Genomic DNA, 22512 nt, shown 5'->3' with positions numbered 1-22512 from the left:
TGTGCAGTTTCATCAAACCATCTATGGGAGATATTCCTTCTGAAATCTCTTTATAGTAAGAGTTGTAACACAATAACTATTTTTTAGGAGTGATTTTATGAGTCGTGTTCTTCGACTAACAGAGCCTTATATGGAAGGATCTGATGTTCGCGCATTACAACAAGCATTGGTCAATGCTAATTACGTGCTATCAGGCGTTGATGGTGTTTATGGCCCTTCTACTGAAGATGCCGTACGTCGCTATCAACAAAACAATGGATTACAAGTTGATGGTATTGCAGGACCTGAAACACAAGCTCACCTAGGTTTATCTGGTGGCTCAGGCGGATCAGGCGGAGGAGGAAGCAATCCAGCACCACGTCCTGGTGAAGGGATTGTGTCCTATATGAATCGAATCGGAATGGATTCCTCTTATGAAAATCGCGAGCGTTTAGCCGCGCAATATGGCATTTCGGGTTATCGTGGAACTGCTGAACAGAATGAACAGCTTATGCAGGCCATCGCGAGTGGAAGTTCAGGCGGATCAGGCGGAGGAGGGAGCAATCCAGCACCACGTCCTGGTGAAGGGATTGTGTCCTACATGAATCGAATTGGAATGGATTCCTCTTATGAAAATCGCGAGCGTTTAGCTGCGCAATATGGCATTTCGGGTTATCGCGGAACTGCTGCTCAAAACGAACAACTTATGCAGGCTATTGCGAGTGGAAGTTCAGGCGGATCAGGCGGAGGAGGGAGCAATCCAGCACCACGTCCTGGTGAAGGGATTGTGTCCTACATGAATCGAATTGGAATGGATTCCTCTTATGAAAATCGCGAGCGTTTAGCTGCGCAATATGGCATTTCGGGTTATCGCGGAACTGCTGCTCAAAACGAACAACTTATGCAGGCTATTGCGAGTGGAAGTTCAGGTGGATCAGGCGGAGGAGGGAGCAATCCAGCACCACGTCCTGGTGAAGGGATTGTGTCCTACATGAATCGAATTGGAATGGATTCCTCTTATGAAAATCGCGAGCGCTTAGCTGCACAATATGGCATTTCGGGTTATCGCGGAACTGCTGCTCAAAACGAACAACTTATGCAGGCCATTGCGAGTGGTGACCCAGGAGATACTGGCGGTTCTGACGGAGGCTCAGGCGGAGATGGTGGTTCAGGAGGCTCGGGTGGTTCTGGACCAAGTGAAGTTGAAGGGGGAAGCATCGGAGACCTAACCATTATTCAAGACTATATCCCTAGCTCAAATGCGAATCGACCTGGATATTCAATGTCTCCAGACTACATTACTATCCATGAAACTGCTAACGAAAATAGAGGTGCAAATGCAGAGATGCATGCTTCTTATGTAAAATCAGGAGCTAGAAACGTATCGTGGCATTTTACGGTTGACAGCGGTCAAACAATTTATCAGCACTTGCCACTCAATGAAACCGGGTTCCATGCAGGGGATGGAAATGGCGATGGGAACCGAAATAGTATTGGAATCGAAATGTGCGTAAATGTAGACGGAGATTTTTCACAGACACGTCGACATGCTGCTGCGTTAGTTCGTCAACTCATGGAAGACCTTGGCATCTCGATCGATAACGTCGTGCCTCACCAGCGGTGGAGTGGGAAAGTTTGTCCTGCTAACCTAATTAATGGCGGTTATTTTGATGATTTTATTGAGCAAGTTAGGAATTCGGATGCGGATGAAGAGGATGATGGTGGAGGGGAAATTGATGACAGACCTGAATTAAAAGACGTTGTAGTAACTTCGCCTTTTGGTTATGAAAAAAGATTTACTCTTTTAGAGAATGAAACTGCTAGTTTTACAGTATCAAATAATTTTAGAATCGGTGCTTTTGGAGGCAATTTATCGGGTACTGTTTCATATGGAAATCCTGACGAAGCAGAATGGGATTTGTCAGCCAATAAGGCTGTTGATGGTGAATTACTAGGCAATTCCATCACCCAAGCAATAACAAATATCGCTTCTGAAATGAGTGTACCAGGTTTAACTGAATATAATGAAGCCAGAGATTTTATAAATCAAATAATTAACGAGGATTTTGAGCAAGTAGCTCAAGTGCGTTATGATGGTCCTAACTTATTGTCAGATAACATTATTGACGACTTCCCCTTCATACTTGATCCGGAGTTATTTTCTGTAGAAATATCTCGAGAAATTACGCATGATATATACGTAATTGAAAAGTTAGTTATTACGGATATCGATTGGGACCGTAACGTATTAAGGGATTTTATTAGAGGATTTGTCTTTATCGCAATCTTGATCTTAGCTATATTTTTGCTTATATCTGGAACTGGTGCCTTTATAACTGCCTTGACGTCATTATTAGCTGTTTTAATAGGTAGAATTTATCTAGAATTAAATGAAGCTTAATTCTAGATGATCTAAAGATTAAATAAAGTATAACCATTAGTCTTAATATACTTTACTTATACAAAGGTAGAGTAAAAAATCTACCTTTGTATATTAATCAAGTTTCAAGAGATCTTTAAAGAGCTCAATATCTTCATTTGTTTTAAAAAAAGTTTTTGGAATAACAAACCTCGCATTTGTTTCAAGGATGAATAAAAAGTATTTGCGGCTCTCTTTAATATTTTTTATCTCATTTTGCTTGATAAACTTCTTCTCATTAAATTTCTCTTGAATTATTTCGTTCTTATTCAAATAGAAAGAGACTTTATTCTCTTCAGGATAGTTAATTAAAAACGTCTTTTTTTCAATTCCAGTTAAAGTTGCAAAAAAAATAATACTTATGGTAAGAGTTACAAATAATTCTGAGGTAAATTGACCCGAATAAAGCATGCCTAATAATAAACGTAATAAACAATATATGATCAATGTGAAAATAGCTGTCGTCATCCAAAAAGGAGTTCGATTTGAATATTTGTAATCTTTATAAGTTAATATACCCACTGCGTGAACAGTTCTGCTGTCATTCATAATAAATTTCCTTTCTTATTATATAAATAGAATGTCAAAATGGAACTTTTATATTATATTAATAAAAAAAACAACATTACTATCGGAGAAAAAGACAATACTAAAGAAACAATTGCGATAAACTTTCCTTTTGTTTTTCGTAATGTATAGATAGAGAGTATAATACCACTTATCGTTAGTATGACTACTAAATCATAATATCCGTTTTTTACATCCAGTAAAGTATGAAAGACAAGAGCCAGACATATAACTCCATTAAGTAAGGCAGCATATTTTACTCTCTTCTTAAAGTCTTCTTGTAAACTCATAATTATATCCTCTTTCCAGAAACTAGAGTTATATAATTATAACACGTATTTGAAGTCATCTAAATAGTTTCGAAATCTAATTGAAAGGGATTAGTCCATCCCATCTCGTCAATCCATTATGACCCAAATCACACTAACACCTGCTACACTGTATGTTCACACATGTCTGTGTTATTGCTGAATTCCTACGATTCGCAAGAATAGGAGAAATCACCTCCGAGCTTGTGTAGTTACTGTCTTCAAGCTTCAAAGATACTGTTTCACGAGTTATGAACGGTGCTAATAATAGATACACTGTTTTAAGGACAGCTATCTTGGAACTTGGTAGCGGGAATGGAAGTCTTTTAAGTGCTCGTGAAAGAAGGGCAATTGGTGAAGCGTTTGTTGATAAAATACTTAATTATGTCAACGAAAATAAATAATTGATATTAAGCCGTCGGTTTAAATCCGCGGCTTAATAATTAAATTTCGTTTGTTCTTGATAGCGCAAGAACCTCGAAACAATAGTTAAAATATAACAACAAGGTGTGAGTTACTATTATTCTGTTGCTGTACTTATTATTCCTGTTCGTTTTATTACCATCAATACCTATTTTTATTATTTACAAATTCATTCTAGTTAAGATTAATAAAAAATATTCAGTTCTTCTTCTTATAATTCCGTCTATCCTTTTTATATTAAGTATAGCTCTATCTTTTTCACCCGGCGATACGCAAACAGATCCAAACGGTATTAGTGATTCTGCAGTGCTGATATTTCCTTTACAAATCGTCTCGTTCACCTTATTTCATATTTCTCTTTTTTTTATTTGGTTAAGGCACAGGAAATGACGGCTTACATATATGGCTCGTTACTTAAACCAAATTCTTGACAGTCGCCTTTCTTTTCCTTTATTGAAAAACACGCTTATTATAAGAAAAATAATTATGAAGAAAATAGGGATAAGTGATGTTAAAAGGACATATCCACCAAACAAGTAATTAGAACCTAAATCAATTGAAAATAAATGTGTATTCTCTCTCATCTCTGTTCTATTTAAATTCTCTCCATAAGACACTAGTTGTTTGCCTGTAACATAAATAACCATGGCATAAAGAAATACACACAAAAATTTTATAGAGCGTCTGAGCTTTAAATGTTTACTTATAAAAATGACAACTGCTGAAAGGAAGAATATGGTGCATGAAGCAATGACTATATAGAATATTGCTGTTAATAAAATAGGGAACATATCAATTGTCAGTATAAGTACCACCTTCTTTCAATTTATAAGCAAGAATCATAGTCATTTAAAAACATCTTGTGCGTTTTTTATAGATAATATTTCTATCAAGAGGTATCCTTACTGCTCGAGAGCTCTCAGATAATCTTCCTAGATCTTTTGACGATGTAATAACGAATTTTTAATCATCTATAACGTTCAACTTTTTCAATTCACTTAATAATCTATCGGCAATGACTAGGAAGACCTGAAGCTTTTATGAACTTTAGGTCTTCTACCCGTATTTACTAGATGCTTATATCCATATCAAATCCATCAGTGAAATTTGCACCCTCTGTATCATTTAATTCTTCAATACTTTCCACTTTACCGAATCTTGCACCAGAAAAACTTAAGGTTAATTGCTCTATTTCTTCCAAATCGGTGGTCTCTGGTACAAATCCTAAAGTCTTAGACGTGTTTGACTCATAACCATCTAGAACATTTGTTGAAGCTGGGTCGGTTACAGCTTGATTAAATCCTAAATCTTCTTCCCCATTATTTATTGATAAAGTAAAATCTGTTTCTGAAAGAGCCAAATATTCATCACTTTGATTAATAAAGTACAAGGAGATTTCAATATATTCAATGATCTCATCATCATCTTTAGAATCCACACTTAGTATATCTGTTAATTCACCTCTTATTAAATTCGTCCTTTCATAGGTTACCAAAAGAGGAGAATCCTTAATAGTTTCAGACTCACCATTAAGTCCTATAAGTTGAAACTCTCCAGTCTCAAGTGTTATCACCTCACCGATTTGACCTTCCCAATTTTCAGGAATTAGTTGTTGTTGTTGTTCCTCTTGCCCATTGTATTTTCCTCCATCATTCCCTTCATTATCAGCACCCTCTTGCTCTGGTTGACAGCCTAACAAAGGAATTAATAGAAAAGTACTCATGATTAGTTTTTTCAACTTTATTCCTCCCGTATTTAACATAGAGCGGCATAACTCTCTTTACCCCAGCCCTTCAAAAGTATGCCTCAAGATCCAAGCATTTCTGACTTTGGACCAAAAAACCGTCAATTATGATAGTTTCAAGACATTCAGCTCTACCTAGCGATAAGCGAGGGATTCGTCACCGACGATACGGTTGCCATTGATGCCACACCTGTGCAAGAATCGTTGACTGCGCTTGTTTGGAAATCATTCTTAAATAAGAAGCTTAAAATGGAACTGAATCCGAGTTAAGAAACCCAAAATCCAATCGGAAGAAAACACCTTGTTTTAAACGTTGAGTTAAATCTTTAATCGTAGGAATTCGTTCAAGGATTCACGCAACTATTGAATAAATAATCGCTGTGTAATGAAGCTGAATTGGCGCACCAGATACGGCTTCTTTTACAGACAACACACAGGATCAGCTCAACATCAATCGTTGAAAAAACCGCCTCAAAATGATGGGCCGGTTCTAGTTCTTATAAATCATGCAGATCAAGCAGGCTTTCTTTTCGTAAAATAGGCATAGGGAGTCTTCCTCCAGTCGGTGGTTTAGTGGGTACTAAACGTATTCGAATTTTGGGGAGTACTCCTTTTTTCGTCTTAAAACCCTTGGGATACTCGGGGTTCGAATTATGAATTTCTTTCAATCGTATTAAAAAAAGCTAGTAATTCAGTTTTGAAATCGTCTGTGAAGTGATCAGGTGCCATCGTAGCCTCAATATAAAGAAACTGTTCGTCATTTAAATCTTTATACAGAACTAAACCCGTAAACAGGTTATCATCTCTTTCATAGACACCGAGGTTCGTTAAGTTCGGAAAAAGGTTTGTGTCCACATCTACTTCAATATAATCATATTCAGCAAAATAATCCCCGGTTTCAAGTTCCCTCTTATCTAGAGTTGTATTTTCTTCGTTGTATCTATTTACGACAATATTCACCTCTTTTTCCGTATGAGTAATAAGGGAGGCATCAGGAATAATAAGTTCTTCATCGCTCAGCTCATATTTTTTTCCAAAATGAAAGGTGACGCCTTGATCTGTGCGAATCTCATGAGTGGGTACTGCTTCAGTCCCATTTTCATAAGGTACATGTACCACCTCTTCTTCTTCTGAAGCATCTGTACATGCGGACAAGAGTAAAAACAGTGGCATGAATAGGACGGGTAAAGCGTGTTTCTTCATAAAAAATCCTCCTGGGTAAGCATCCTACATATATTAAAATCAACCATGCAAATTCTTTAAACGACGAGAAAAAGTTGAAGGGATGGTCAGTCTTACTATAGATCCTCATAATGGTCTAGATGAAGGATTAACGGTATAGTAGATAGAGTCGTAGATTTGAAAACGTCAGTAACCCGTTCTGGCAATTATTTTCATCTATGTGGATACATTATCATAGTTCGTTTCTTATGTTAAAGAAACGTGCTGTCAAGAGAGCTTCTGAGGAGGTGCAGAAATGAGATTTTATTTAATTCCTGTTGCGTTAGTATTCCTTGCCGCATGTAATCAGTCAGCGGAGAGAGAACCGTTGCGAATAGACGAAACAGAACAAGCCACAACGCAGGTCTGGAAGGAAGCATCTGATTTAGGAGAATTTGAAACAGGACCCGTATGGCTTTCAATAAAGGAAATGAGTGTGTTAGATGTTGAATGGCACGTATCGTTTATCGTTGATGGGCTTGATTCACCTGAGGATTCTTACATCTATGTCGATTTTGATCTTACTTCGGAGGTGACGAATGAAGAACTGGCCTTTGATACAAATCATTTTAAAGTGAAGATCAATGGGGAAGAAACGTTAGAAGAGATTGAACTTCATGTTAGCAATACTGTTAGAATGGATTTGATTACTGAGAGATTAATTAACAGAAGAATGTATTTCCCTTTAAAAACGATTCCTTCTAATGAAATTGAGCAAGTCGACTTCATCGTTGAGGCTCCTCTTGATGAGAACGAAGAACGAGTCGATGACGGAATTATCGTTGAAGATGTCTTTCAGTAACGGTTAGGGGACTCTCGTTAATCCGAATATGATGGAAGGAAGCGTAAATTGCAGATGCTTTTGTAAATAAGATCTTTGAATCGTGCAGATTCTAAAAACTTATAAAAGGCGTGATAAAGATATTAAATTTAAGTAGTAGATCCTATATTGCATTCGCTACATTAATCTTGTCTACATTATTAAACTATTTCGTATTCACAACAGTTGGCACTGTTGAATCAATTTTTATTAACTTGCTACTTGGTCTTGTTACAATTGCCTGTATCTTCTTTATTGAGTGGTCCAACTTACTAGTTATTGGTATCCTCCTTACGATTCCTACTGTTCTGTTTTTACTTTACATCGGAATGATCTTCATGATTTTTAGAGACGGACCACTACATGTTTCTGTAAACGTGTACTTGGTTGGTTTAATAAGGTCACTGTTTTAATAGCTCTACGGGCGTGAGCCCTCTAGAATGCGCTATTTTTGGATGAAAAGAAGGGCTTAAAATCGAGAATTAAAACCTTATTAAGGTCGTGGTTAGTATCTTTAAGAAGTTAAAGTTAAAATCGTATATCGCTTTTGGTGTAGGTGCTTTAGCTACAGTGGTCAACGTTTTACTCGTTATAAATTTTCCTGTTCCTTCTGTTGCTTTAATGTTTTTATTCTGTTTCATTACAATTGCTGGAATGTTTTTTATTGAACGTTCCTGGCTATTGGTTATTTATATTTTATTTGCGCTACCCTCGATTTTTTACGTACTATTAATGACATTTTTAATTTTAATTGTGTATGTTCTCTAAGGGAAAATGATAAGAGTTTTTTAAGGATTTCAGTAATAAACAAATGATTCCATTCACAAGGGAAGCATATGTAAGGATCTTTATCCTGATTAAATAAACTTTTTTAGACTCCATTGTGCATGCACCTCCCTTTATAGAAATCTTTAAAACGGAACTTCACATACTTGGCCCAGTCATTCTTCAATCTCAATCGTATTCAAATAAGCTAATAGTTCGGTTCTTAAATTATCGGGCAGACTTTCCACATACACATCAATTGAAACAATAAGGAATTCTTGCTCATTTAAGTCCTTAAACATGACAATTAACGTATGCCCCGTCGTAGGCAACTTGTAAAATCCAAATTGATTTAATTGTTCAAAAGGCTGTGTGTCCATTTCTACATAATCATAGGAGGAAGTAAAATATTCATGGTGATTAATGTCTTTAAATCGATTTTGATTTTGGCTATGTTCTCCTCTCTGAACAAGCACACTAATGTCTTCTTCTTTATGATGAAAGATCGATGCGTCTTCTCGAAGACCTTCTACTTCAGGATCATACTCTTTCCCAAATTGAAACGTAACTCCTTGGTCTGTGCGTATCTCATGAGTGGGTACTTCTTCAGTTCCGTCTTCGTAGGGGACGAGCACAACATCATTACTGGTGTCTTCTGAAGCACCTGTACATGCAGACAAAATCAAAATTAATGGTATGAGTAAGACAGTTAATGCTTGTTTCTTCATAGAAACCTTCCTCCAATCTGTATTTGACTTTGGAAAGCCTTATGGAAAAAGATCATTCATCGATTCGAATGATCTTTGTTTGCTTTTAAGTCTTGTATTTCTTCCAGTAGTCGTTTTTGGTCTGCTCTAATTTCCTCTAGATTTTGTTCAACTTTTTTCCTGTAAGCATTCGCTTCTGCTAAAATTTTCTCATCTTCTTTTCGACGTAGTTGATTCTTTTTAAAAATAGCAGCTAGGAATACGATCGCTACAATGAGTGCAATCCATAACATGAACACTTCCATTCGTTTCACACCTCTTATCTATTCGTTTTCTTCATTTCTTTCAATCGTATTAAAAAAAGCTAGTAATTCTGTTTTGAAATCGTCTGTGAAGTGATCAGGTGCCATCGTAGTCTCAACATAAAGAAACTCTTCTTCATTTAAACCTTTATACAAGATCAATCCTGTAAATAAGTTATCATTTCTCTCATAAACATCTATATTCGATAGGTTCGGGAAAACATTTGTGTCTACATCAACCTCAAGGTAGTCATGATCAGCAAAAAAATTCCCTTGCTCAAAATAATCCATATCTTCATCAATTATATCTTCTTCAATCATATTGTGTACGTTGTATTTGGTTACAGCGATTTGAACTTCTTTTTCTTTATGGGTAATAAGTGAGGTGTTCGTGATAATAAGTTCTTCATCGCTCAGCTCATAATTTTCACCAAAATGAAACGTGACGCCTTGGTCTGTGCGTATCTCATGAGTGGGTACTGCTTCAGTCCCGTTTTCATAAGGGATATGTACCGCGTCTTCTTCTGAAGCATCTGTACATGCGTTCAAGAGTAAAAACAGTGGCATGAATAAGACAGGTAACGCGTGTTTCCTCATATATAAATGCTCCTCTATTAAACGTTCCTTTTCAATTTCCCTATTTTAACAGAATGCTTAGGGTTGTTCCAATTTTATCGGCTATTTGTTGTGTTGGTTTCATTTTCCCAATTGAAAGTTTCATAGAACTAGGATACCGTTAACGAAAGCGCTTTCGTTGAACGAGTTCATTTATGTAAGCGCTTTTATAAGACATTTAAAAGGGAGGCGTTGGTATGAAACGAAAGTGGTTGTTCGTTTTTTTAGTGGCTTTATTGTTTATTCCTACAGCAGCGAGTAGCAACACACAAGCTTCGACTCTTTTCGATACTCTTTATTTAGTAGAAGAGGAGGGCGAACGTGCATTGTCGAGTGTTCAAGGAACGGGGTTAAAGGCAGATACGATCCCTGCAAACGGGGAGGGGAATGTCTACACCATCCAAAATCTAAGTGGGTCGTATGATGGAAGCGGTACAGCAGTTGCAGATTTATTTTTAAATGGAACGGCTGTCGGTATTGGAATTGATGCACGGGTTTCCTATGATTTTAATGGGGATGGACAATGGGATCGGGTCGAGGAAACGGATTTAATCGCAACGGATGGGGTTTTAGAGGAAGGGTCGTATGAACAGTTTACGAGAGAATTGGTTCACGTGGAGGGAGATGCGTATCGAGCATTTGAAAACGGCCGGATACAGATTGAAATCTCGATGCGGTTTGGGAATGGCGATGCAGAGATCAAAGTGAATGCGGCAGAACTTGCTTCAAACTTGCAGCTGCCGTATCAGCTTGAACAAAATAGCGTTGAATCACCAATCACAGGTGAAAATCTTGTGCGGAACGGCGATTTTTCTGAGGGAACAGAATATTGGGATACGTGGGATGGGGAAGGTGGACAGTCCACATTCTCCGTAGAAAATGAAGCAGGGAACATGGAGATCCATCAGATTGCCGGGATGCATCCTGATTGGAACATCCCCATTAGCTGGTCGAATCAATTGTTTCAAGAGGGGATCTCTCTTGCAGGTGGAAGTGTCTATGAATTGAGCTTTGATGTGTCTTCAACAATGGCGCGTCCGATTGAAGTGGAGCTTAATGGCTTGTCCAACAATCCGAAACATGCTTTTGATGTCGATACGAATACGGATACGAAACGAATCGAGTTTTCCTTGTTTCAGGAAAGCGAGCTACAGCTGATGTTTTTATTAGGGAATGTTCAAAATGGGGAAAACGAGACAGAAAATCGCCCACATACCATTACGTTTGACAATATATCCATTCAAAGAATTGGCGGGATTGGCGATAACGAACCCGACAGAGAGTGGGAAATGGTCTGGAATGATGAGTTTGAAGGATCGGAACTAGACCGTTCTAAATGGAATATTGACACGGGCAATGGGTTTTATTCAGGAGGCGACTACTTTCCTGGATGGGGAAACAATGAATCCCAATACTATCAAGAAGAGAATGTTGAACTAAGAGACGGAAATCTTGTTCTTCGTGCTGAGGAAGAAACGGTTAAGGATGAGCATGGGACGTATGACTTTACGTCAGGTAAAGTGCAAACGAATGGCTTATTCAGCCAGGCATACGGAAAATTTGAAGCACGAATGAAGTTGCCAGAAGGTCAAGGGTACTGGCCAGCTTTTTGGATGATGCCTGAAGAAGATCTTTACGGTGGATGGGCGCTATCAGGGGAAATTGATATTATGGAAAACCGTGGTTCTGAAACTGACGAAGTGGGGGCTGCAATTCATTACGGTGGTCAATGGCCGAACAATCAATATTCAGGTGGGGCCTATCGTTTTCCAGAAGGGCAGTTCACCACAGACTTTAATGTATATAGCGTAGAATGGGAGCCAGGGGAACTTCGCTGGTATGTAAACGGAAATTTGTATACAAGATTAACGGATTGGCATTCCGATAACGGCGAGTATCCAGCACCGTTTGATCAAGAATTCTTTCTAATTTTGAATTTAGCCGTTGGTGGCTGGTACGGTGGTGAGCCAGACGCGACAACCGAATTTCCTGGTGAAGTCCTTGTGGATTATGTGCGTGTGTATGAAGAAGTCGGAGCCAATTATCCACAGCCAGGTGAACCAGACGATCGTGAGTGGATTGAAATAGGAGAGGACTTAGTGCGAGATGGCGCTTTTACGGAAACAACAGAACTTGGTAAGCCTGACCAATTGTCGGACACGTGGAATATCCACAACCAAGGTTGGTATGAAGGCTGGGCAGGTTTAGCTGATTTCTCAATTGAACAAGAAACCTTGCGAACAACGGTTCAGCAAGTCGGGTGGGAATGGTGGCACATCCAGCTATTTCAGAACCTAGAAGTGCCAGAAGGTGTGTACAGATTGGCATTTGACATGCGGTCAGATTCCCCGCGCTTCCTTAATACAGAATTAGTCGGCAGTCAATCAGGTGTGAACCGACATTCAATTGGAAGGGAAATGGAGACGCATGAAGCGATTATTGAAGTAGACGAAAATGGCGATTACAGCCTCATGTTTGGATTTGGCAGACGAGCAGGAGATGCGCAACTAGCGGTGCCATATGATATGGAACTAGACAATGTCCGCTTAGTTGAGGTAGAAGAAGTGAAATGAGGATAGAGGATAGATGAAAAACCGCTGCGTCGCAGCGGTTCTTTTTTAACAGTTTAAAGCGAGACTTAAAAACAAGAGCATCTAATGCTTTATGTGTGGCTATCCCGTAAATTAGTTACTATTACTTCATTCTTCATGAGTATATATCTCTTTTAGTTGAGTGTCTTTTATGGATATTATTTCCTTTTTGTCGTACAATTATCTAATAGACGGTTTATCTAGTTTATCAAAAGGGTGACGATGTGGAAAATTTACTCGTTGATAAAATGATGAGAAGGTTTCGAGAAAGCAAGAGGTTTAACAGTCCAAGACCTGACAGATAAGGTGAGAATGTCTCACTCATATAGTAAAAAGTTTGAAAATATCAAAGCGATTTCCGACCTTCATATCATGCAAGCTATTTTAGAAGCGCTCGAATCTGATGTGGAGGATTGGGTTTATTTGGGGAACAAATTAACCAATGAAACGCGAAAAGTTATCCTTTACACGCTCAATCGATTTTAGGTTAGAAAGCTCGACGAAAGATGAGTATAATTGAAAATACAGTATGGAGAATTAGAGATGGCCACTAATAAAAATTTTGCACTCGGCACATTAATGACTTTATCTGCTATTAATTTTGTCACTTTCCTAATTAGACTTATTTATGGGACAGGCTCCCTTTCAGAACTCTTTCCTTCATTTGATGCCTATCAAAATAGTGACGGGTTTATTGATATTATTTTTTCATCTACTTTCAATCAGGCTTTGGTTGAGCACACGTTCTATCAGTTGGTCGTTATGGCGTTATTCATCCTAACGCCAATTACTCTCATGAGGATTAATAAGCTTTCCCTTGGAAGCATTTCTTTTGAAGGAGAAGAGCAGCAAAAAGAAGAGTTTAAAAGTCTTGCTATTTCTTCAGGGACAATAAAATACTTAGCTCAATTTAATAGTCGTGATGCATTTGAGGCAGAAACAGACAGTGCTTACGATTCTGGTGGAATTGCAAATTATTTTAATGAAGTCTTTACTATCGCCATTTCTGAAGTATACGGCGAAGCAAAAGTAGATGTCTCTCATCAAATCTTTGAAACTAGAAAAAGGATGATGGCTAGTCGCGATGTTAGAATAGAACTTAAGAATAAAAAAGAGATTGCTGAATCAGGTCATGTTTCAGAAATAAATAATGATGATCTTGACTTTAGAAAAGGTTACAAAAATCAAATTCTCGTCTATGTTAAATCAATAGTTGATGAAGAATCCCCGCCACTGTATATCGTTATCTCCTCACCTACAAAAGTATTTGATCAGCACGATATTCACTTTTGTAAAGGATTGGCCAACTCGGCTAGGACTGCTTATGATTATGCCTACTCCGTCTCTGTTTTAAATGACGAAGTCTAGCAAACTAGCTGACAACTTATTAATAGTATTATATACTGTGATTATTAGGAGGCGATGCTATGAAACATTTATCAGCTGAACAGAAAGCAAGAGGTCGTGCGAACGTACGCAAGCTTTTCAACTCCGACAAGCCACGGAAAGAACGTCCGGATTTTCAATTACCGGTTATAAATGAAGATGAACAGACTTATATTAATATGTACGGTCGTCGCACGCATAAAACAAACGAAAAAGCTGGAGCGCGTTAACGTGGCTCTAGCTTTTTTGTTTCTTTTTTACTCCAAATTCTTTGCGCATCTTATCAAGAAGTTTTTTATCTGCTTTTGTAAATTTAGCCGCATATTCCATCTCTACATCTGTATACAATTCAATAGGTGGTCGATCTTTTTTTGGCGTATTATGTATACGGTTTTTTTCTGCAAGAACGCCTTTTCGATTTAGGTTTTTCATCTACTCACCTCTATCAGACTATTATGCAGCGTCTCCTAGAATTAGAAGTCAATAATCTGAGATGATCAGTGAGACAGCTGCATCAACAAGTCTAGGCGATTATATGCGATTGTAAACATTCATGGTGATACAATCTTACTTCTTTATAGTAGAGAGTAACTAAACTTTTTTCATTAATTATTCACCTAGTATCGATGTAGTCATTCAACAAAATCCGACAAAAACATACACATCCTCTACGTCTGCACCAAATCATTTTCCCAACATGAAAAGTGTTAATTTTCCTGTAATTTCCTGTATAATGGATATTAAAAAGAGATAACGAAATGAGGGTGTCTATGAAAGCTTTAGCGGTCGAGGATGTCGGGCAGAGGATCGTGGAATGGTACAGTTGCATTATTACAAAAGACGTCAAACAAGCAAAAAAGTTAAAGCCAGAGGTAGATTTGATGATCGTTAATATGGAACCCGATGATAAGATGCTGGCTTATTATCAACTGGTTTCGATGCAATATGATTTATTAATGTTGAAAGTGTCACCCGCTGAAGCAAAAGCAAATTTGGATGTAACAATCTTAGAAAACATTGCAAGTCAGTCCGATGATTACTTGAAATTCATGTATTACTATGTTTGGGGAAGGAATGAATTTTATCACAAGCGCTATAAGTCAGCGATACGTACGTACAAAGTTGCTGAAAGGCTTATTGAAAAAGTAAATGATCCTGTGGAAAAAGCGGAATTTTATCAGAAACTGGGGATTAGTTATTACCATATTGATCAATATACGTTCGCTTTTTCCTATATTGAACAGGCTTTGGAAATTTTTGAGAAAGACCCAAGCTATATTATTAACGTTTTTACCTGTAAGCATATTTTATCAGGTATCTATAGTGAGCTTCATCAGCATGAAAAAGCTGGAGCAATCTATAATGAGTTATTGATTGACACTGTACCTTATCCCTATAATTATGCCATAACGAATTACAATATAGGGGTTAATAAAATAACAAAGAAAGAATATGGTAACGCTATTGAATACTTTATGCGAGCTGCTGAAATTCAAGAATTTCAATCCTCAGTTGTTTATTATAAAGCTAAGTATCATCTAATAAATTTACAAATGAGGTTGGGAAACTATACCGAGGGACTTGAAAAACTTGAGGATGAATTACATAATAAAGGTAATAGTGAGATAATCGCAAAATTAATGATTTGTCGTGGTCTTTATTTGGAGGATGATTATTCACTTATTGAACAAGGATTAGAAGTATTAGAGTCTAATGAGTATTTCAATGAATGTCGAGCTATGGGGGAGGAAATATCAGAACATTACGAAGAAAATGGAGACTTGAAGACGGTTGCATATTTCGCTGATTATATAAAAGAGATGAAAAGTAAAAATATTTTAGGAGTTGATCAAGCATGAAAAAATTCACTTCAATGATAACTGCTTTGTTTATTGTAAGTTTATTCAATTATTCTATAGAGAATAATGGGACCACAGCTCTAAATCAAGTTAGTGGGCTTATGGAAGTGTCAGGTGAGTTTCAAACAAATAATAAGAATGAAACTGGTTATGATTGAGGATCTATCATCTAAACAATAAATGTTTGATTGGTAGAACCGTTTATTTTTAGTGAAATACCTTCCGTGCTAACTGCTCTGTTTGTTTTAAGTTCACTTACTTGCATGTTTGGAATAAAGGAATCGTCAACAGTGACACAGGGTAACTCTGTATCTGAAGCTTTGGCTGAGATCCAAACAAAAGGAAGAGGAGAGAATGGTTACGTTTAACTCGTTTGAAGGTCCATTTTGATACAACCAGAGTCCTTCTGGTTGTTTTTTGCTGTTTCTATTCATTTATTGAAGAATTTAAACCTGCTGGGAAGTCTTGTTCGATCAAATGTTCATGGTTTTTTCTTGGTTTTAGTAAGAAATAAGAGCGTGATGGTTATTGAATAAATGAGCAAAAACGTAATGGTTATTTGTGTCCAATCCAATCTCAACTCCTCCTTTCTTATAGGTATTTTACCCGAATGAATATTTTGTAAAAATTTTCCTTTTTCATAGACGTTAGAAAGAAACACCCTGCTTATGACTTAAACTGGATGAAGAAGGTAGGAGAGATGGGGCGGATTGTACTCACGCTCCTTTCTGGTCTTGCCTTTGTGCTCTTCTGAATTGTTTTTCATTCTTTTGCTTTTCATTCAAATGGGCTTGATAGGGGGGATCTTTATGCTCCTTTTTTATCATCGTTTATTTAAAAAGGGTGTTGCAAGTGGCATTAAGAGGTAGTCGCGTATGTTGTTTTTCAGTTTTGTCTTAAATTGATCTTGTTATTGGAAAGTGAGGTCTTCATGAATCTTATTTTTACTAAAGCTTTGTTTAAAAGAGCGGGCTATTTCTTTTTATTTACTCTTATCGTAATCTTCATCACGTTTATCGTTGCTGCTTTCGTTAGCCCTGATTTTGAATCATTATTTGGCTCACTTGCATCAGGTGGTAGTGAGAGTGATCACTCTCAGTGGGAGCGGTTTTGGCTTTATGTAGTCAATAATGGGGTCTACGTTCCTATGCAGATGTTTCTATTCGCGCTTATTCCTATTCCGTTTCTATATGTATTTAATCTCGTATCAACGAGTATTTCAGTAGGGTTGGTGTTGTATTTACCTATGGCACTAAGGAGTGAAGAGCTTGTGTTCTCCGATATTTTGATGGGAATTGTACCTCACATTTTTGTTGAGTTTTTAGGGTTTTGTTTGGTTGCGTCGCTCTTGTACCAATTAAATCGATCTATTACTCGATGGTTGACCAATTTGTTCAGAAAGGAGAAAAAGGAACAAGTCTCGATTTGGAAGAACATGAAGATGTTCTTTCTTGGGTACCTTGTTCTAGTTTTGCCTGTCTTAGTGTTTGCTGCTGTAATAGAAGCGTTTATTACGCCATTACTTGTTTGAATAATCATTTTACAGCGTTAAAGCAAAGAACAGTTCTCTTATTGTACATTCTTCCGGCATGTAAAAAAAGCTCTTGGTTTGAAGTCCTTGTCGTACATTTCTTTAAAAAGGACTTGAATCTGTATACCAACTTTCCATATTCAAGAAAGCATAAGACGTTCTATAAGGAATCCGGAATCCGTCTCTTCTGTTAAGTTTGTTCTTATCTGCAAGTAAGGTATAATAAAGTAAAGTCAAGGGAGGTGTATCATGAGCATACCTCAAAAGAAAAACACGTATACGTACAAGCAATATCAAGACTTAAATGAAGATACACAATTTGAAGTGATTGATGGTACGATCTATAATATGTCCCCATCTCCTAATGTGAAGCACCAAGAGATTGCGATGCAATTATCTGTTGAGTTTGGTTCGTTTTTAAGAGGGAAGACATGCAAAGCTTATTATGAATTAGATGTATGTTTAACGGATGAAGAAGATGAAAAGAAGATTACGGAATGGGTAAAACCTGATCTGATCGTTGTCTGTGACCCTGATAAAAGGAAGGCAAATAAGATCATTGGCTCTCCAGATATCGCAATTGAGATCCTCTCAAAATCGACTCTGAAACTTGATAAGATGATCAAGTTCCATCACTATCAAAAGGCTGGAATCCATCAATATTGGATTGTCGATCCAGTGTACGAATCCATTGATGTGTTCATCTTAAAAAATGGTGTATATCAAAAAGAAGGGACCTATGCAAACGATGATGTGCTCTCGGTACCATCGTTTGAAGGGTTCGACATTCATATGAAAGACCTATTTGTATGAGGATCATCTGCGGATGGTTCTTTTTGTTTGTCATAAAGGAGAGAAGACTCAGTAGATCACGCCCATAGCTAGACTATAAAGTTGGATTCGCCATAATAGGTATGGCGTTACTATTATGGGCACTGTCTATGGGAGCTTTCATTAGTTGGGCAGGTTTTTTAACAGGTGGAGAACTAACTGAGATTCTAACGAAACATTATTAGAGCAAGAGCATTTATCACCTAGGTAAACGCTCTTGCTTATTTATTGTCTTACTTACGTTTGGGCCATTTACTTATGTGCGTTTATCGTAAACAAAAAAGCTTGCTGGCCGTCTTAATGAGGCATTATGGTACGATTTGGTAACATTTTAAACGGCTAACACTTACAGTTAGTTAATCTTAAAAATGGACAAACGTGCAGTTGTAAAAGCACCATTATTCTCACCTATATTAATGGGTCGACCGCTAAAATTTAATAATCTTATAACTGCTCCTGCTGGCAAAAATCTTGTGATACCAGAAACGATTACTTGTGGTCCTGCTGTTGGACCATAATGTGTGCCAACTAAGCGATCAACACCAGGAATTTCTACATTAAAATAAACAGGTCCAAGCTGAGAAGCAGACAAAGAGATTGTTGCTGACACATTATAGACTCCTGGAATCTGAATAATGAATCCATCTACGTTATTGAACGTAACGTTTTCTGTAAACGCAACCACTGATGAGTTCGTGAATAATACATTCTGCAAATTTCCAACTGTCTGTTCAAAAAAAACTTCAACCTTTCCATAAGCACTGGATAATGGTGGACCTGTTACTCCTGTAGATCCAGTAGCACCAGTTAATCCAGTTAAACCGGTAGTGCCGGTGGGTCCAGTAGTGCCGGTGGGTCCAGTAGTGCCAGTTACTCCTGTAGCTCCTGTAGCGCCAGTGGCACCTGTTTGTCCAGCGGGACCCGTCAGACCCTTATCATTAGTATAATTCCTTTTAAAATATTGGATATTCCCACATGCGCATTCTCTTTGGTTGCAATAACAACATCTCATTACGAACAACTCCTCTGATCTGATCATTGTACATACTATGTTGTTGAACATTTAGCGTAACACCATTTGCGGATTTATGAGAAAACAAGAAACGATGCTCTTTTGAAGACATATAAATGTGCGTGACTACATTAGATATGAATCGGGATTTAATAAAAGCATCATAATCAGTGCTTAAGTATTTTCTTGTTGACTATTTACCAAACAGTTTGATCTTGCTGTTTGGATAAACAATTTATCCTGAATCAAATTTATGGTAATTTAAACGAAACATTCATAATAGACAAGTTAATAAATCTTTGAAGGGTAATCAGATGAAGAAATTGAATGAATTAACGAAAAAACGGAGCATCATAAAGTATTTAGCTTTAATTATTGGCACCGCATGTTTGTTTTTAACTTTCGTCACTCCTACAAGAGTAGTAATGATTGGTTCCATATACGGTGATTACATGGTTCTAGCCCTTTCCGCAATGGGTGTTATCCTTTCAATCATTTCATTAAAAAAAGAATTAAGAAAATTTCTACCTATCTTATCCTTAATCCTATCTTTGTCATATCCGATACTTGTAGCGCTATGGTTGATCTTATTTTTTCTGGGATAATTGATTTTGCACCGTGATTCATTGGCTCTCCAGATATCGCCATGGAGATCCTCTCAAAATCGACTCTGAAACTTGATAAGATGATCAAGTTCTATCACGATCAAAAGGCTGGAATCCATCAATATTGGATTGTCGATCCAGTGTACGAATCAATTGATGTGTTCATCTTAAAAAATGGTGTTTATCAAAAAGAAGGGACCTATGCAAACGATGATGTGCTCTTTTCCATCTTTTGAAGGGCTCGACATTCATATCAAAGACCTATTTGTATGAGAATCATTTGAGGATGGTTCTTTTTGTTTATTCATAGCAAGAGAGTATCATGTGATTCAAAACATTTTTGATACATCGTTTTATTATGCAGTATGGTCATACTGTCTGGTATGAACACAATTCAAATTAACTCATTTAGTGAAGGTATCATCTTACTTTTGTAGAAAATACTTAAATAAATAATTAAGAGGTGAGCGCTTTGAATCTGTTAGAAGAACGATTAGCATCAATGAATTTTAAGATTATAGCTTTGAAAGAAATAAAGGGTCTATATGCGGGGAAAGTATATCGCATTCATGTACTAAGTGATTCTCAAATAAAGCAAAGTTTTATTTACAAAGAACTTGCTCAAGAACGTAATAACGAAATTAGTATCTATAATTCTTTATCTCCATATCTTAAAGATTACTTCCCTCTTATAAAAATTTGGCAGAATACGCCTCAAGCTATTTTAATGAATGATTTAGGGGATTCCGTAAAGATATCGTGGAAAAATCTAAATAGCTCTACTAAAGTAGATCAACTACGCACGATTATTCAAAGCCTTATTTCTATCCATTCAATTAATCCAGATATTATTAAAAATAATTCTATTGTAGATCACAGACTAACAAAAGAATGGCAACATGAATGTACAAAAAACTTGTTGAAATTGGCTAATCAAGTAGATTGGGTAAAAGAGGAGTGGTTTCAATTAATCGAACAGGCTTATAACCAGTTAGAGCTTTTTACCCCTAGCATACTTAAAGTCATCACACATGGAGACCCACACCTGGAAAATATCTTCTATAATAACGGCAAAGTGAAATTCATTGATTGGGAATGGGTAGCAATGAGTTCCCCTTTAAGAGATATAACTATATTACTCCAAGATATTTATGAACTAAATATAATTGATAAAATAATCTTAATTAGTAAGGAACTTCTCAATAAGGAAGGTCTGAACATGACAAGCTTACAATTTAATACTGACTTTTATATATTTTATTCCGACCATTTAGCAATGATGATGTCTTGGGAGATTGAAAAGTTCTTTTTTGATCTGCATACAGAACAAGAAATAAAAAATATACTTGATTTTAAAATGATTGAATTACAAAGGATAAATTATCAGATGAATGATCTATCCTGACGTTCTTTAGCTACTGATAGGGAGTATCTTCTAAGTTAATCTGTTTACCAGACAGTTTAAATTTACTGCGCAGTTTATGGAAACTACGAGGCTTTCTTTATAGAGAAGGATTTTCGTTGTATTGCTGACGGGGCAGGGTAATTCAATAAGTATATGTTTCCAAAAAATACATAGGAACATACATTCTTGTTATAATCTCCTTATAGATTTATTTAAAGGGGGATATGATGAAGTTGAAAAACATTAACATTGAAGAACGAATGGAATTTTATAATGTGAACGGTTTAAGTATTGCACTTTTCGAAAAGGGGAAAATTAGTGTAACAGAAAGTTATGGTTTACTTGAAGTTAAAAGTGATAGAAACGTTCGTGATGATTCAGTTTTTAGTGCGTGTTCCATTAGTAAGTTCTTAACTGGAATGATAGCAATAAAGTTAATAGAAGATGGGTATTTTAAGCTGGACGAAAATGTAAATGAAAGACTTGTAACTTGGAAAGTGCCTGAAAATGAATATACAAAAAATAAGAAAGTTACTTTAAGAAACTTGCTTAGTCATCAATCTGGAATTAAGGACCCTGTTGATAGTTTTTCAGAACTAAATTCAGATAAAGGTCTTCTTTCAATGGTTGAATTATTAGAGGGGAAATCGGATTATTGTAAAGTTCCCATTGAAGTTCAATTCGAGCCAGAGAGTGAATTCAATTATTCAGATGCAGGCTATTGTATTATTCAACAACTAATAGAAGATGTAACGAAAATGCAGTTTTATCAAGTGGTAAATGAGTTCATATTTAAGCCGTTGGGAATGGAAAGTAGCTTTTTAAATATAACGATGTTTAAGACAGATAAAAAAGAATTCAGTTGTGGTCATAATAAAAATGGTAATTTAGTAGAAGGGAAATACCCTTTCTACCCTTATCCAGCAGCTTCAGGTTTATGGACAACATCACTAGATTTAGCATTATTAGTCCTAGAATTAATGAATGCACTAAAAGGAGAAAGTAAAATTGGTCTTTCAAAAAGTTTAGCTAAAGAAATGATAACTTGCCAAAGAGGAAAAAGCTGGACTGGCTTAGGTGTATTTCTAGATGGTTCTGAAAAAGATTTAGAAATTACATCTATGGGATGGGGAGTAGGTTTCCAGTGTATGATGGTAGCGTATCCAAGCGTAGGTAAAGGTGCCGTTATTATGACGAATGCGGAATTAGGTGTTCATCAATTAGAAGGGATTATCGGAGAGATTTATAAATCTTTATAATCGTAAAAATTGTGACGCAGGAGGGGATAGAGTGCAGATAACTTTAGAAAACCCAAATCAAATAATTGAAGTTTTAACTTTCTTTAATTCTGATGAGTTGGTATGTCCTCTTGGAATTTAGGCAGCTATCTTGGGGAGAAACTGATTTTATTATTAAAGACAT

General features: G+C 36.8%; 23 protein-coding genes. 14 read left to right on the top strand and 9 right to left on the bottom strand.

The genetic code is table 11. The annotated features are described in order from the left end of the window. The first annotated feature begins 97 nt into the window (after positions 1-97). The gene (locus ACE1TH_RS16025; protein ID WP_375079525.1) at positions 98-2380 is read left to right on the top strand and encodes a peptidoglycan recognition protein family protein; all 2283 of its coding nucleotides are present in this window, start codon (positions 98-100) and stop codon (positions 2378-2380) included. 93 nt (positions 2381-2473) lie between these two features. Here the strand turns inward: ACE1TH_RS16025 and ACE1TH_RS16020 are convergent, their stop codons facing one another. The 4 genes from ACE1TH_RS16020 to ACE1TH_RS16005 all read right to left on the bottom strand — a co-directional run bounded on the left by ACE1TH_RS16020 (position 2474) and on the right by ACE1TH_RS16005 (position 6643). After that, positions 2474-2947 (bottom strand): YcxB family protein, encoded by a 474-nt coding sequence (locus tag ACE1TH_RS16020; protein ID WP_099305739.1) that lies wholly within the window; start codon positions 2945-2947, stop codon positions 2474-2476. Between the two features lie 53 nt (positions 2948-3000). Further along, positions 3001-3255: a hypothetical protein gene (locus tag ACE1TH_RS16015; RefSeq protein ID WP_099305741.1), complete on the bottom strand. Its 255-nt coding sequence runs from the start codon at positions 3253-3255 to the stop codon at positions 3001-3003. Between the two features lie 1510 nt (positions 3256-4765). Then, the gene (locus ACE1TH_RS16010) at positions 4766-5434 is read right to left on the bottom strand and encodes a hypothetical protein (RefSeq protein WP_375079524.1); all 669 of its coding nucleotides are present in this window, start codon (positions 5432-5434) and stop codon (positions 4766-4768) included. A 657-nt stretch (positions 5435-6091) separates the two neighbouring features. Beyond that, the gene (locus ACE1TH_RS16005) at positions 6092-6643 is read right to left on the bottom strand and encodes a hypothetical protein (protein WP_375079523.1); all 552 of its coding nucleotides are present in this window, start codon (positions 6641-6643) and stop codon (positions 6092-6094) included. A 274-nt stretch (positions 6644-6917) separates the two neighbouring features. Here ACE1TH_RS16005 and ACE1TH_RS16000 point away from each other — a divergent pair, with 274 nt between their 5' ends. Continuing rightward, positions 6918-7463 carry a hypothetical protein gene (locus ACE1TH_RS16000; RefSeq protein WP_375079522.1) on the top strand — a complete coding sequence of 182 codons (546 nt, stop codon included), beginning with the start codon at positions 6918-6920 and terminating at the stop codon, positions 7461-7463. Between the two features lie 167 nt (positions 7464-7630). After that, on the top strand, positions 7631-7894 hold the full coding sequence (locus ACE1TH_RS15995) for a hypothetical protein (protein ID WP_375079521.1): 264 nt from the start codon (positions 7631-7633) through the stop codon (positions 7892-7894). Positions 7895-8422: 528 nt separating this feature from the next. On the opposite strand, the gene ACE1TH_RS15990 is transcribed toward ACE1TH_RS15995, so the two are convergent. The 3 genes from ACE1TH_RS15990 to ACE1TH_RS15980 are packed head-to-tail and all read right to left on the bottom strand — an operon-like array spanning position 8423 to position 9852. Further along, a complete protein-coding gene (locus tag ACE1TH_RS15990; protein ID WP_375079520.1) occupies positions 8423-8974 on the bottom strand; it encodes a hypothetical protein in 552 nt (183 codons plus the stop codon). A gap of 56 nt (positions 8975-9030) precedes the next feature. Continuing rightward, positions 9031-9258: a hypothetical protein gene (locus ACE1TH_RS15985; RefSeq protein ID WP_375079519.1), complete on the bottom strand. Its 228-nt coding sequence runs from the start codon at positions 9256-9258 to the stop codon at positions 9031-9033. A gap of 18 nt (positions 9259-9276) precedes the next feature. Next, a complete protein-coding gene (locus tag ACE1TH_RS15980) occupies positions 9277-9852 on the bottom strand; it encodes a hypothetical protein (RefSeq protein ID WP_375079518.1) in 576 nt (191 codons plus the stop codon). A 215-nt stretch (positions 9853-10067) separates the two neighbouring features. Here ACE1TH_RS15980 and ACE1TH_RS15975 point away from each other — a divergent pair, with 215 nt between their 5' ends. The 3 genes from ACE1TH_RS15975 (at position 10068) to ACE1TH_RS15965 (ending at position 14077) form a co-directional block, all read left to right on the top strand. Then, the gene (locus ACE1TH_RS15975; RefSeq protein ID WP_375079517.1) at positions 10068-12443 is read left to right on the top strand and encodes a family 16 glycosylhydrolase; all 2376 of its coding nucleotides are present in this window, start codon (positions 10068-10070) and stop codon (positions 12441-12443) included. Between the two features lie 561 nt (positions 12444-13004). Further along, complete coding sequence (locus ACE1TH_RS15970) at positions 13005-13829, top strand: hypothetical protein (RefSeq protein WP_375079516.1); 825 nt, start codon at positions 13005-13007, stop codon at positions 13827-13829. A 59-nt stretch (positions 13830-13888) separates the two neighbouring features. After that, positions 13889-14077 (top strand): hypothetical protein, encoded by a 189-nt coding sequence (locus ACE1TH_RS15965; RefSeq protein WP_375079515.1) that lies wholly within the window; start codon positions 13889-13891, stop codon positions 14075-14077. Positions 14078-14084: 7 nt separating this feature from the next. Here ACE1TH_RS15965 and ACE1TH_RS15960 read toward each other — a convergent pair whose 3' ends face one another. Then, positions 14085-14279: a hypothetical protein gene (locus tag ACE1TH_RS15960; RefSeq protein WP_375079514.1), complete on the bottom strand. Its 195-nt coding sequence runs from the start codon at positions 14277-14279 to the stop codon at positions 14085-14087. A 338-nt stretch (positions 14280-14617) separates the two neighbouring features. On the opposite strand from ACE1TH_RS15960, the gene ACE1TH_RS15955 reads away from it, so the two are divergent. The 4 genes from ACE1TH_RS15955 (at position 14618) to ACE1TH_RS15940 (ending at position 18050) form a co-directional block, all read left to right on the top strand. Then, positions 14618-15706 (top strand): response regulator aspartate phosphatase, encoded by a 1089-nt coding sequence (locus ACE1TH_RS15955; protein WP_375079513.1) that lies wholly within the window; start codon positions 14618-14620, stop codon positions 15704-15706. Beyond that, entirely contained in the window at positions 15703-15864 is a 162-nt protein-coding gene (locus ACE1TH_RS15950) for a hypothetical protein (protein WP_375079512.1), read from the top strand. Before ACE1TH_RS15955 ends, ACE1TH_RS15950 begins: the two co-directional genes overlap by 4 nt. Positions 15865-16661: 797 nt before the next feature. Beyond that, positions 16662-17237: a stage II sporulation protein M gene (locus tag ACE1TH_RS15945; protein ID WP_375079511.1), complete on the top strand. Its 576-nt coding sequence runs from the start codon at positions 16662-16664 to the stop codon at positions 17235-17237. Between the two features lie 249 nt (positions 17238-17486). After that, positions 17487-18050: a Uma2 family endonuclease gene (locus ACE1TH_RS15940; RefSeq protein ID WP_375079510.1), complete on the top strand. Its 564-nt coding sequence runs from the start codon at positions 17487-17489 to the stop codon at positions 18048-18050. Between the two features lie 370 nt (positions 18051-18420). Here ACE1TH_RS15940 and ACE1TH_RS15935 read toward each other — a convergent pair whose 3' ends face one another. After that, positions 18421-19080, bottom strand: a complete 660-nt coding sequence (locus tag ACE1TH_RS15935) for a hypothetical protein (RefSeq protein WP_375079509.1) — start codon at positions 19078-19080, stop codon at positions 18421-18423. A gap of 314 nt (positions 19081-19394) precedes the next feature. Here ACE1TH_RS15935 and ACE1TH_RS15930 point away from each other — a divergent pair, with 314 nt between their 5' ends. The 4 genes from ACE1TH_RS15930 to ACE1TH_RS15915 all read left to right on the top strand — a co-directional run bounded on the left by ACE1TH_RS15930 (position 19395) and on the right by ACE1TH_RS15915 (position 22349). Beyond that, on the top strand, positions 19395-19685 hold the full coding sequence (locus ACE1TH_RS15930) for a hypothetical protein (protein ID WP_375079508.1): 291 nt from the start codon (positions 19395-19397) through the stop codon (positions 19683-19685). A 20-nt stretch (positions 19686-19705) separates the two neighbouring features. Then, positions 19706-19921, top strand: coding sequence for a Uma2 family endonuclease (locus ACE1TH_RS15925; RefSeq protein ID WP_375079673.1), 216 nt, complete (start codon positions 19706-19708; stop codon positions 19919-19921). Between the two features lie 236 nt (positions 19922-20157). Next, on the top strand, positions 20158-21090 hold the full coding sequence (locus tag ACE1TH_RS15920) for a phosphotransferase (protein ID WP_375079507.1): 933 nt from the start codon (positions 20158-20160) through the stop codon (positions 21088-21090). A 227-nt stretch (positions 21091-21317) separates the two neighbouring features. Next, entirely contained in the window at positions 21318-22349 is a 1032-nt protein-coding gene (locus ACE1TH_RS15915) for a serine hydrolase domain-containing protein (protein ID WP_375079672.1), read from the top strand. The last annotated feature ends 163 nt before the right edge of the window (positions 22350-22512 follow it).

This window comes from Shouchella sp. JSM 1781072, assembly GCF_041949915.1.
Lineage (GTDB): Bacteria > Bacillota > Bacilli > Bacillales > Bacillaceae_D > Shouchella.
Note: the sequence above shows the minus strand (reverse complement) of the source record. Positions and strands in the feature narration are given on the sequence as shown.